We start from the raw sequence: 11,411 nt of genomic DNA, 5'->3' as shown, positions 1-11,411 counted from the left end.
AACGCTGCCCGATACGCGCACTTGACCGAAGCCAGCCTTGCAGCTATATTTCCCCTCCTTGGGGCCTATAGCTCAGTTGGTAGAGCCTCCGGCTCATAACCGGCCCGTCCCAGGTTCAAGTCCTGGTGGGCCCACCAAGAACTGTTCAGACAAAGACCGCCGAAGTTGCACAACTTCGGCGGTCTTTGCGTTTTACGGGCAAGCCTCATCATTGTTAATCATTGCAACAGTAAATTTCATATCATGCCCCCCAGACTTGTGTCGGGGCCATAAATTTACAACAACGGATACCGCCTTGTTCTCATAGAATTCGCAATGAGATTCTCCACAAAGTAGGGCATGTTTTGTGGCATCGGTAATGCTCATATTCAAGCTTTTTTGAATCAGTACTCCGGCGGTTTCCATAAATTTTTTTCTTGAAAGGATAGCCCTGCTCGAGTCGTTAATATTGAGGCTAAGCTTCAATTTTTTTGCAATACCTTCTACGCCTTCTACATAATAGCCAATATTATCAGGAAGAATCTCATTTCCTAATTTCATCATTGGAGATGATGCTGACCACTCATTCCCGTATGATTTACTATAATATCCCGTAACAAAACCCTCATCTATCAAAAAATCTTTTGCAATATACGGAGACCAACCTTCGCTAATTGGGACTTCGCAAACACTATTCTCAAGTCTATTCATCTTGCTTATATGTTTAAACGATTTTACTAACTCCCGATGTGAATTAACTTTATCTATAGAAAGGCATTTTATCCAACGATCAAATTGAGCAGTCCGAAAATTAAAAAAAAATACTGAATATATTTTTGCAAGTAACCTGACTCTTTTATTTTTTATTAAAAATTTTATCTTTATAAAAGCCGATTCGTATACTATATATATTTTCAATACAAATAAAAAAGGGATGTAAAATATTGTTAGCAGAGCAGGCACAATAAAATCATATACAGTACTTTCATTTGCAAACTCATCCCAATTAAATACAATCATATAAAATGCATTTATAATAACAGCCAAGCTAAATATTATTAACATAGAATTAAAAATATTCTTTACTTGACTATATCTTCCCACCTTGTCTGCAATGACAGACATTCCTCCAATGAGCACAAAAACTGGGACTATTAACAATTCTACCCACAGTGGGAAGGTATAGATGCCAACAATAAACTGAATGATTGCAAATATCTTTAGGCTACCGAAGGCTAATTGACTAAAATAGTTATTATCTTTTTTAATTGTTTCCAGTTTAAATAGTGACATTAAGCCAACGGAACCAGCCCAGTATAATGTATTCTTTATCTGACCAACATTCCATAACCCAGCGGCATACATTACATATATAACAAGCGTCATATAAGCAGACATCAATATCAAGATTGAGATTATCTGCCTTACGAAAAATACAGATACTAAATCTTTAAAAGATTTCCTCGCACCCTTAAACTTACTCGCGAAAAAAACATAACAAGCGAAAACTATGATCCATAGCGCGCTTGCCACTTCTCTATTATTAAAAACATCCACTTAATTTCCTTTATAAATTTAACACCATAACACTCAAACAACCTTCTTCTCCCTACTTTTTTTCGCATATCATGCCTGAAAGCGACGGTCTACATCCAAACCATAAGAAGTATAACGCACCTTATTTTTAAATATCGTGACTAATTCCCCAGTTCACGCAAAAGCCCGCCGAAGTTCTGCAACTTCGGCGGGCTTTTGCTTTATAAACGGGCAGTTTCGGGGAACCCGTCAGATAACCTCTCGGTTATTTGGACGCGCTCTGGCCCGTGTACTTTCCTGCTACTTTTATCAGTTCGGCAAGCAGGCCAAGGGTCTGTTTGCCTTCCGCGCTGCCAAGCGCCCCAATAAGGCCAAAAACGCCCGTGGGCTTCACATTGGCCGTGTCTATCTCGCCCAGCATGCCGATCAGGTTCGTGATCTTGGCTTGCAGGTCGGGGTCGGCAAGGCGCTGCAACTGGCTGATCAAAAAGGCCAGGCCTTCGCCAGTTTTGGCAATGTCTTCCGGGCTCATGGAGCCAAGCAGGCTGCCGCCGGCGTTTTTAAACGCAGACATCTTTTCAAACACGCCATCCTTTTCCCACTCGCCCATCTTTTCGATGATATGCGGAAAGGTCGGCGCAAACGCAGGGTGCATAATCTTCCACAGGTCGGTGGCGTTCTCGAGCTGGTCGAGCAGCCACGTAAGCCGGGGAACAGTCAGCAGGCCCTTGCGGCCCAGATCCAGAATATCGTCAAGCGTAACCCTGCCGTTGAGGGTTTCCATCTCTTCAACAATAAGGCGGAAGGCATGGTTCCCAATGGGCGTCAGCTCGCTCAGCAGCATGTTGCTGCTTTCCTTGCTTGCTTGAAGGTCGCTGAGCCTGCCTTCGATGGCTTCCAGCCGCTCAAGAATTTTATCTTCAGGTGTCATATGATCCCTCCGGTCTACTTGCTTCTCAGCAAGGAGGTATCTTTCCCTGCAAGATACATATTGGGTTCAAACGGGAGTTCATGGCCTTTCAGCATGAGGTTGTAATACACCCACTTGAACATGAGCTTACCCCAATAGTTGATGTGGCTTTCGCCCAGCAGCTCAAAGGGGCCAACACCAGGCAGCGGGAACATGCCCGGCAGGGGTTCCACAGCGTAGCTGAAGTCGATGAGCGAGGCCTTTTCAAAACCAGTGACGATAAAGCAGTTGGTGTGGCCGTCAAACCTGTAATAATTGTCGGTTCCTTCAATGTCGGCCATCAGGTTCTGGGCGATCACGTCCGCTTCAAAGTGGGCCACAGAGCCGGCTTTGGACGCGGGGACGTTTGTTGCGTCGCCGATGATATACATGTTCTCGAACTTCTTGGACTTCAGCAGCTCCTTATCCGTATCGATGAAGCCGGTCACGTCGGAGACTTCAGATTCGATGAGGAATTCCTGCCCAAGGTTCGGGGGAATGCTCACCAGCAGGTCGTAGGGGATTTCATCGCCCGTGACGGAAGCGATCACGGCGCGGTCGGCTTCCACGCTGTCCACAGTCCAGTTGGTGGTAACCTTGATGCCCTTCTGCTCGCACAGCGCACCAAGAATGTTGTTGGCAACCGGCTTGGTAAAAGCCCCCGTAAGCGGCGTGACAAGCTCAATTTCCACATCTTTGCGCACGCCCATCTTTTGCAGGTACCAGTCGGCCATGTACACAAATTCCAGAGGCGCAACAGGGCACTTGATGGGGGTTTCGCAAATGTGGAGAACAAGACGCCCCTTCTTGAAGTGCTTCAGCTTGTCGCCAAGTGCCGCAGCGCCGTCATGGGTGTAGAAGTTGTGGATCTTGCCGCCCCAGTCGTCCAGAAGGCCGGGCACCTCATCGGGAGCGATTCTCGCGCCAGAGGCAACAACAATCCAGTCATAGGTGTGGGTGCTGTTTTTGCATTCGACCTTGCGCTGGATAGGATCCACAGCGGTGATCGTATCAATCACGAAATTAACTCCGCGAGCGATAAAATCCTTTTTGGGACGAACGCAACCCTGCGGCGTATCAACCCCGAACGGAATAAGAAGCCAGCCTGGCTGGTAGTGATGGACGGGATCCCGGTCAATCAGCGTTATTTCCCATTCTCTTTCACTCAAGAGCTTTCTCATTTTCGTGGCTATCATGGTTCCGCCAGCGCCAGCACCAAGAATAAGCAATTTTTTCATGCAATTAACCCCAAATTTAAGTATATAGCAGTGTGCCATAAAAAGGTTTCCCTACTACGTGCAGCCACTGCCATCGCGGGCTGATATCATAGTAAGATGGTATTATTTGCTTAGTACCACAGCTAATTTTTAACTGCACTAATTATGTCAATAAAAATGGACATATATCATTTAATACCTACTAACTAAGTATTTTATTGCGCGCATGTGCGTACTTGCCTACGACCTGTGGCAGTGACTATTTTTCTGGAAAACTAGGAGGATGTATAAAACTCCCAACATGCGTGGGCGCCGTTGAGGGCTATTAAAAAAGAAGAGTAAGGCGTAGGCTGATAAAGAACGATGTGTGTGTTTTATTGTAAATAATATCTTCGTAACCCTGGTTTATGGAAAAATCTCAATGCGTACACACAATGACAACAGACTATTATTCATTACTGCGTTAACTCTACTGCTCATATTGTCCTGTGCAAGGAATTCAACTCCACCCTCATCACAGACGCAAAAAGATATAACTTCTATTATAGCTACCAGAAAGATGTCACCAATGGAAAATTACATGCACAGTTTTATGGAGACTGTGCGTCAGTATTGGGCATTTTCATCACCAAAGGATGAACACATGTCTTGCACAATAGATGTGAATGTCTCGCCAGACGGAGAAATTGTAGCATACAAGCTCATAAAAAGCTCTGGAAACAAGTATTTTGACAACTCCGCCCAGAACGCCATCGTGCGAACCCAGAGAAGCGGCGTGCGGCTCCCGCCCCCTGAACCTCTCCCCAAGGGGCTGACCATTATTTTCAATCTGCCTGAACGCATCATGCGATGACTAGCAATACTTACTGAACACGAAGAAGGCCGCCTTTTGGGCGGCCTTCTTCAATTACGGGCATGTTTACAGCCAGATCAGCAAAAATTCCCGGGCAAGGCAGATCAGGCCGTTTCTCGCCCGACAAAATACTTGCGGCGAATATACAGAGCCACATTCACAAGGGCGATGAGCACCGGAACTTCCACCAAGGGTCCAATAACCGCCACAAAGGCCTCGCCGGAATTGAGGCCGAAAACGGCGATGGCCACGGCAATGGCAAGCTCAAAGTTGTTGGATGCGGCGGTAAACGACAACGTAGCCGACTGCTCGTAGTTGGCCCCTGCCCTCCATGAAAGATAGAATGAAAGCAGGAACATAATGAGAAAGTAAATCAGCAGGGGGACGGCAACCTTCACCACATCCATGGGCAGCTGCACAATGTACTCGCCCTTGAGAGAGAACATCACAACAATGGTGAACATCAGCGCCCGCAACGTCCAGGGGCTGATGCGGGGAATAAAAACATTCTCGTACCAGTCCAGCCCCTTGACCTTGAGTCCGTAGAAGCGGGAAACAACGCCCCCGATAAAGGGGATGCCGAGGTAAATAAACACGCTTTCGGCAATCTGCCCCATGCTCACGTCTACCACCGCGCCCGAAAGACCAAGCCAGCCGGGCAGCACGGTGATGAACACATAGGCGTAGACGGAAAAAAACAGCACCTGAAATATGGCGTTAAAGGCCACAAGCCCCGCGCAATATTCCCTGTCGCCCCCGGCAAGGTCATTCCACACGATGACCATGGCAATGCACCGGGCCAGGCCGATCAGTATGAGTCCCACCATGTAGCTGTTGTTGCCGGAAAGAAAGGCTATCGCCAGCAAGAACATAAGAATCGGGCCGATCACCCAGTTTTGCACCAGCGAAAGCAGCAAAACCTTTTTATCGCGAAACACCCGGCCAAGCTGCTCGTATTTCACTTTCGCCAGCGGCGGATACATCATCAGGATAAGACCGATGGCAATGGGAATGTTGGTGGTGCCTACCTGAAAAAAGTTGATGACGTTCTTTACACCCGGCGCAGCCCAACCAAGCCCCACGCCAGCAAACATGGCGAGAAAAATCCACAGTGTCAGGAACCTGTCGAGAAATGAAAGTCGCTGCAAAGTTGACTGACTCATAATTTCTGTCCCTTAGTGCGCGGCTATGCCGTCAAGAGTGCTCTGCAAGGTGTCTGCATCCATTGCTGGGTTGGCCTCCATCTTCTGCGCCAGGGCTGTTACGCGCCTGCGCAGAACCTCCAGCGTTTCGGCAAAGGCGGCCTTGATTGTGGCTTCATCGCCCTGCACCTTGGCTGGATCGGGCATGCCCCAGTGGCTGCGCACTACAAATCCAAAATACACCGGGCAGGCTTCACCCGCCGCATCGGCGCACAGGGTTATGACCACCGAGGGCTTTTCCGGCAAATCATCCCATGACTTGCTTGCAAGGCCTTGGGCAGAAATTCCGGCCTCGGTCAAAGCCTCAAGAGCGCGGCGGTGCACATAGCCCGCAGGCTTGCTGCCCGCGCTCTGCGCTGTAACCCCAACCGGAGCCATAGACCGGAAAAGAGCCTCGGCAATAATCGAACGGCAGGAATTGCCCGTGCATAAAAAGAGGATGTTCATGGCTACCTCGGGGATGGGATTCAAAGAAGAGGTTCAAAACGTCGCCCGCAGCATTGGGGTTGTATTCATCCCGCCCCCTCATTTAGGGGCACATTTTCCAGGGTCACTCAAAGCTGCCCTCTGGATCAGAGGCATTGTCCCCGCAACAGTCGGGCAGAAACACCGCATCCACACAACTCTCGCGGCGATACGTCCTGCACTGCTCGGGATGACCAGAGCAGCACTCGGCGGTCAGATAGGATATTGTTTCAAGCATCAAGGGGATGTTTGCCCGGTAGCGCGTGTTGCGCCCCTCGCGCTCCACGCTGGCAAGCCCGCAGTGAACAAGGGTTTTCAGATGAAAAGAAAGGTTGGTCTTGGGGATATCCGCCAGGCGGGAAAGCTCCCCCGCCACCAGACCGTCAGGGGCATACTTGACCAGCAGACGAAAAATGCAGAGGCGCGCCTCGGACGTAAGGGCTTCAAACACCTGGGTAGCTTTTTTTGTTTCCATTGGACAACCATTCAACACCAATTGAACAATGTCAAGCATGCTGACAACGAAAACAACCATCGGCCTTAATACAAATTTTATACTCCCGCCCCAAGTTTAACACCCATTTTATGCGCTTTTTCATACCGTGTTCCCGTGGGCAAGGTTCAATCCCCACAGGAGGACGTTATGGAAAACATGGTTGGGCAATGCCTGCTGTACATCATATTGCTCGCATTGCTGGCGTGGCCGCTGGGCATTTACATGGGCAAGGTCATGGACGGCGAACCGTTCTGGCTGCAAAAAGTTCTGGCCCCTTGCGAGCGCGGCCTGTACCGCGTCATGGGCATCAACCCGGCGGAGCAGATGGGCTGGAAGCGCTACCTTGGCTGCGTGCTGGCTTTCAGCAGTGTAAGTATTGCGGTTCTTATGCTGCTGCTCATGGCGCAGGGCAACCTGCCCCTGAATCCGCAGGGCATATCTGATACAAGTTGGGATCTGGCCCTGAACACAGCGGTGAGTTTTGTCACCAATACCAACTGGCAGGCATACTCGGGCGAAAACGCCATGAGCTATCTGGCCCAGATGGCAGGCCTTACAGTGCAGAACTTTGTTTCCGCCGCCGTGGGCTTTGCGGTTTTGTTCGCCTTGATTCGGGGGCTGCGCGCACAAAAAGCAGAAGCATCCGGCGGGCCTGATACTTCCGCCACGCCAGCCGTTTCAGGTCTCGGCAACTTCTGGGCAGACGCCACCCGCGCCACCCTGTATATCCTTGTGCCGCTCTCGCTGGCGCTTTCGCTGCTGCTCATCTGGCAAGGCGTGCCGCAGAATTTTTCACCCTACAAAACCGTGGCACTGCTTGAGCCGCTTACAACCGAAGATGGGGCGACCGTTACGGAACAAATGGTTCCCATGGGGCCGCAGGCCTCGCAGGTTGCGCCCAAGCAGCTTGGCACCAATGGCGGCGGCTACAACGGCGTCAATTCCGCCCACCCGCACGAAAACCCCACACCCCTTGCAAATATGCTGGAAATGCTGGCCCTGCTGCTCATTCCCGCCGGGCTGTGCTTCACCTTTGGCAGACAGATCAGGGACATGCGCCAGGGCGTAGTCATATTTATCGCCATGACCCTGCTGCTGACCGCCGCCATTGGCTTCACCGTCTGGGCCGAGCAGAGCGCCACCCCGCAACTGGCCCAGACCGGGCAGACAGACCTTGCGGCCCGCAGCGGCCTGCTGGCTCAGGCCGGAGGCAACATGGAAGGCAAGGAGGCGCGCTTTGGCATAACAGGCAGCGCCATCTGGGCCGCCGCCACAACTGCCGCTTCCAACGGCTCGGTCAATGCCATGCACGACAGCTTCTCGCCGTTGGGCGGGCTGGTTCCCATGGTGCTCATGCAGTTGGGCGAGGTGGTCTTTGGCGGTGTGGGCAGCGGTCTCTACGGCATGCTGGCCTTTGTGCTGCTGACCGTTTTCATGGCCGGCCTGATGGTGGGCCGCACCCCAGAATATCTGGGCAAAAAGGTGGAACCTTTTGAAATGAAAATGGCCGTTGTGGTCTGCCTGACCACGCCGGTCGTCATCCTGATCGGAGATGGTCTGATGAGCATTGTTCCTCAGGTTGTGGACAGCCTGAACAACGCCCTGCCCCACGGCTTCAGCGAACTGCTCTATGCCGCCACCTCCGCCGGGGCCAACAACGGCTCGGCCTTTGCCGGGCTGAACGCCAACACGCCTTTTCTGAACGTGCTGCTGAGCGCACTTATGCTTGCCGGGCGCTTTGTGCCCGTGGCCGCCATCCTTGCCGCCGCATCCAGCATGGCTGGCAAAAAGACTGTGGCCGCAAGCTCCGGCACGCTCTCGACCAGCAACGGCATGTTTGTTTTTCTGCTCATATTTGTGGTGCTGCTGGTGGGCGCGCTGAGCTTCTTCCCAGCTCTGGCTCTTGGCCCCGTTGCCGAACATTTGCAAATGGCGCGTTAATCAGCGCGCTCAACAATAAAGGATACAGCCATGTCAGCCAAAACTGCACATGCCCCGCGCAACAGCCGGATGCTCCAGCGGGCCCTTGGCGATTCGTTCATCAAGCTGGCTCCGCACATTCAGGCGCGCAATTTTGTCATGTTCACCGTATATCTTTCCGCCATCATGACCACGGCCCTTGCGCTGGCAGGGACGTGGGGATTCATTCCCGCCGCCGCAGGCCAGAGCGCCTTTGCCTGCGCAATCGCCGCCATACTCTGGTTTACGGTGCTCTTTGCCAACTTTGCGGAAGCCCTCGCCGAAGGCCGGGGCAAGGCCCAGGCCGACAGCCTGCGCAAATCGCGCAAGAGTGTTGACGCCCGCAAGCTGCCGGACCCCGCGCAGCACGAAGCCTTTGTGATGACTTCGTCCACCGAGCTGAAACCCGGCGACTACGTGCTTGTGCTGGCAGGTGAGATGATCCCCGCTGACGGCGATGTGACCGAAGGGGCAGCCTCTGTGGACGAAAGCGCCATCACGGGCGAATCCGCCCCGGTCATACGGGAGAGCGGCGGCGACCGTAGCGCCGTTACCGGCGGCACAACCGTACTTTCCGACTGGCTGGTGCTGCGCGTTACCAGCGAGGTTGGCCGCAGCTTTCTGGACAAAATGATCGCCATGGTCGAAGGCGCAGCCCGCCAGAAAACACCCAACGAGATCGCCCTGAACATCCTGCTGGTGGCGCTTACGGTCATCTTTCTGCTGGTCACGGGTACGTTGTGGTGTTTTGCCCGATTTGCGGCAGATCAGAATCATGCGGCAAACCCGGCAGATGTCACCTCGCTGGTGGCGCTCTTTGTCTGTCTGGCCCCCACCACCATTGGCGCGCTGCTTTCATCCATAGGTATTGCGGGCATGAGCCGCCTCAATCAGGCCAACGTGCTTGCCATGAGTGGGCGCGCCATTGAGGCGGCTGGCGATGTGGACGTGCTTCTGCTCGACAAGACAGGCACCATAACTCTTGGCAATCGGCTGGCCGTCAGTTTTATACCTGTGGACGGGCGCACCGAGCTGGAGCTGGCGGAAGCCGCCTGCCTTGCCTCGCTTGCGGACGAAACTCCCGAGGGCCGCAGCATCGTACAACTGGCAAACAGCCTGTTTCCGCAGGAGGGCGCAACGCATCCTGAGGCAGACACAACGTTTGTTCCATTTTCCGCCCACACCCGCATGAGCGGCGTTGATGCGCGGGGTTCCTCCATACGTAAAGGCGCGGCGGATGCCGTGCGCGCTTTTGCGGAGCAGCTTGGCGGGCGTTTGAGCACCCAGTGCGATGAAGCGGTGCAAAGCATTGCCCGTCAGGGCGGCACGCCTCTTGTTGTTGCCCGCGATGCCGCAGTGCTTGGCGTGATCCACCTCAAGGATGTCATCAAGGACGGCGTGCGCGAAAAATTCGGAGAGCTGCGGCGCATGGGCATCAAGACCGTCATGATCACGGGCGACAATCCGCTCACTGCCGCCGCCATTGCCGCCGAGGCCGGGGTGGATGACTTTCTGGCCGAGGCCACGCCGGAGACCAAGCTGAACCTGATCAGGGACTATCAGGCCAAGGGACATCTGGTCGCCATGACGGGCGACGGCACCAACGACGCCCCGGCTCTGGCGCAGGCGGATGTGGCGGTTGCCATGAATACGGGCACGCAGGCCGCCAAGGAAGCGGGCAACATGGTTGATCTGGATTCCTCGCCTACCAAGTTGCTGGATATCGTGCGCATCGGCAAGCAGCTGCTCATGACGCGCGGCAGCCTCACCACCTTTTCCCTTGCCAACGACGCGGCAAAATACTTTGCCATCATTCCGGCCCTGTTCATGGGCCTGTACCCCGGCCTTGCCGCTCTCAACATCATGGGCCTGCACAGCCCGCAAAGCGCCATACTGGCGGCCACCATATACAATGCCCTCATCATTGTGGCCCTCATTCCGCTGGCCCTGCGCGGCGTGCCCTACAGGGAGGAAAGTTCGGAGCTGCTGTTGCGCCGCAACCTCTTTATTTACGGCCTCGGCGGCCTTGCGGCCCCCTTTGCCGCCATCAAACTTATTGACCTCTGCCTGGTCGGCCTTGGGCTGGCCTGAGGAGAAGCATCATGTCCATCACAGCATTGCTGCGCCGCTCTCTGATTTTTCTGTGCATCATGACGGCCCTCACCTGCGCCTATACAGGCGCGCTCACCCTTGCGGGCAAGGCGCTGTTTCCCTTTCAGGCCGAAGGCAGTATCATTACCGTCAAGGGCAGGCAGTACAGCACATTGATGGGGCAGCCATTCACAGCCGCCAACCATTTGTGGGGCCGCCCCGTGAGTGCAGACACCGCCACTTATACCGACAACGGCAAGCCCCTGCTCTACGCCGGTCCAAGCAACAAAAGCCCTGCCACTGCGGCATACGCTACAACGTTGCAGGAGCGCGCGGCACGCATCCGGCTGGCGCATCCGGAAAAATCCGGCCAGCCCATTCCTGTGGATATGCTTACGGAATCAGGCAGCGGGCTTGATCCGCATATTTCGCCAGCCGCCGCAGAATTTCAGGTGGAGCGGCTGGCCCGCGCCACAGGTTTTACGGCTGCGGAAGTGCGCCGCACCATCGCCATGTATACGCAAGGCCGCACTTTAGGTCTGCTGGGCGAGGCGCGGGTCAACGTGCTTGAAGTCAATCTGGCGCTGGAAGGCCTGCTGCCCAACGGGCGCGGTGTTTCAGGGACATCAACCGCCGCTCCCCGCTGAATGCCGCACGGCATACG

General features: G+C 53.6%; 10 protein-coding genes and 1 tRNA gene. 5 read left to right on the top strand and 6 right to left on the bottom strand.

From position 1 onward, the window contains the following. Positions 1–61 precede the first annotated feature (61 nt). Positions 62–137, top strand: a tRNA-Ile gene (locus JMF94_RS04110). A 55-nt stretch (positions 138–192) separates the two neighbouring features. Here JMF94_RS04110 and JMF94_RS04105 read toward each other — a convergent pair. The 3 genes from JMF94_RS04105 to JMF94_RS04095 all read right to left on the bottom strand — a co-directional run bounded on the left by JMF94_RS04105 (position 193) and on the right by JMF94_RS04095 (position 3,702). Then, complete coding sequence (locus JMF94_RS04105) at positions 193–1,536, bottom strand: hypothetical protein (protein WP_240823901.1); 1,344 nt, start codon at positions 1,534–1,536, stop codon at positions 193–195. A 244-nt stretch (positions 1,537–1,780) separates the two neighbouring features. After that, on the bottom strand, positions 1,781–2,446 hold the full coding sequence (locus JMF94_RS04100) for a DUF1641 domain-containing protein (RefSeq protein WP_240823900.1): 666 nt from the start codon (positions 2,444–2,446) through the stop codon (positions 1,781–1,783). Positions 2,447–2,460: 14 nt separating this feature from the next. Continuing rightward, the gene (locus tag JMF94_RS04095; protein ID WP_240823899.1) at positions 2,461–3,702 is read right to left on the bottom strand and encodes an FAD-dependent oxidoreductase; all 1,242 of its coding nucleotides are present in this window, start codon (positions 3,700–3,702) and stop codon (positions 2,461–2,463) included. A gap of 400 nt (positions 3,703–4,102) precedes the next feature. On the opposite strand from JMF94_RS04095, the gene JMF94_RS15125 reads away from it, so the two are divergent. Next, a complete protein-coding gene (locus JMF94_RS15125) occupies positions 4,103–4,534 on the top strand; it encodes an energy transducer TonB (RefSeq protein WP_346770006.1) in 432 nt (143 codons plus the stop codon). A gap of 104 nt (positions 4,535–4,638) precedes the next feature. Here JMF94_RS15125 and arsB read toward each other — a convergent pair whose 3' ends face one another. From arsB to JMF94_RS04075, 3 genes are all read right to left on the bottom strand, one after another. Next, entirely contained in the window at positions 4,639–5,697 is a 1,059-nt protein-coding gene (arsB, locus tag JMF94_RS04085; protein ID WP_240823898.1) for an ACR3 family arsenite efflux transporter, read from the bottom strand. A 12-nt stretch (positions 5,698–5,709) separates the two neighbouring features. Beyond that, a complete protein-coding gene (locus tag JMF94_RS04080; protein WP_240823897.1) occupies positions 5,710–6,183 on the bottom strand; it encodes an arsenate reductase ArsC in 474 nt (157 codons plus the stop codon). A gap of 103 nt (positions 6,184–6,286) precedes the next feature. After that, positions 6,287–6,676, bottom strand: coding sequence for a metalloregulator ArsR/SmtB family transcription factor (locus JMF94_RS04075; protein ID WP_240823896.1), 390 nt, complete (start codon positions 6,674–6,676; stop codon positions 6,287–6,289). Between the two features lie 168 nt (positions 6,677–6,844). Here JMF94_RS04075 and kdpA point away from each other — a divergent pair, with 168 nt between their 5' ends. From kdpA to JMF94_RS04060, 3 genes are read left to right on the top strand one after another with little or no spacing between them, the layout of a single operon-like run. After that, a complete protein-coding gene (gene kdpA, locus JMF94_RS04070; protein ID WP_240823895.1) occupies positions 6,845–8,638 on the top strand; it encodes a potassium-transporting ATPase subunit KdpA in 1,794 nt (597 codons plus the stop codon). A gap of 30 nt (positions 8,639–8,668) precedes the next feature. Continuing rightward, positions 8,669–10,747, top strand: a complete 2,079-nt coding sequence (kdpB, locus tag JMF94_RS04065) for a potassium-transporting ATPase subunit KdpB (protein ID WP_240823894.1) — start codon at positions 8,669–8,671, stop codon at positions 10,745–10,747. Positions 10,748–10,758: 11 nt separating this feature from the next. Beyond that, entirely contained in the window at positions 10,759–11,394 is a 636-nt protein-coding gene (locus JMF94_RS04060) for a potassium-transporting ATPase subunit C (RefSeq protein ID WP_240823893.1), read from the top strand. The last annotated feature ends 17 nt before the right edge of the window (positions 11,395–11,411 follow it).

Source organism: Desulfovibrio sp. UIB00 (assembly GCF_022508225.1).
Taxonomy (GTDB): domain Bacteria; phylum Desulfobacterota; class Desulfovibrionia; order Desulfovibrionales; family Desulfovibrionaceae; genus Desulfovibrio.
This window is presented reverse-complemented; position numbering and strand designations above follow the sequence as displayed.

Bases quoted from the DNA above. Each gene is read 5' to 3' on its own strand.
- kdpA (WP_240823895.1), top strand. From the start codon at position 6,845: ATGGAAAACATGGTTGGGCAATGCCTGCTGTACATCATATTGCTCGCA.
- JMF94_RS04080 (WP_240823897.1), bottom strand. From the start codon at position 6,183: ATGAACATCCTCTTTTTATGCACGGGCAATTCCTGCCGTTCGATTATT.
- kdpB (WP_240823894.1), top strand. From the start codon at position 8,669: ATGTCAGCCAAAACTGCACATGCCCCGCGCAACAGCCGGATGCTCCAG.
- JMF94_RS04075 (WP_240823896.1), bottom strand. From the start codon at position 6,676: ATGGAAACAAAAAAAGCTACCCAGGTGTTTGAAGCCCTTACGTCCGAG.
- JMF94_RS04100 (WP_240823900.1), bottom strand. From the start codon at position 2,446: ATGACACCTGAAGATAAAATTCTTGAGCGGCTGGAAGCCATCGAAGGC.
- JMF94_RS15125 (WP_346770006.1), top strand. From the start codon at position 4,103: ATGCGTACACACAATGACAACAGACTATTATTCATTACTGCGTTAACT.
- arsB (WP_240823898.1), bottom strand. From the start codon at position 5,697: ATGAGTCAGTCAACTTTGCAGCGACTTTCATTTCTCGACAGGTTCCTG.
- JMF94_RS04095 (WP_240823899.1), bottom strand. From the start codon at position 3,702: ATGAAAAAATTGCTTATTCTTGGTGCTGGCGCTGGCGGAACCATGATA.
- JMF94_RS04060 (WP_240823893.1), top strand. From the start codon at position 10,759: ATGTCCATCACAGCATTGCTGCGCCGCTCTCTGATTTTTCTGTGCATC.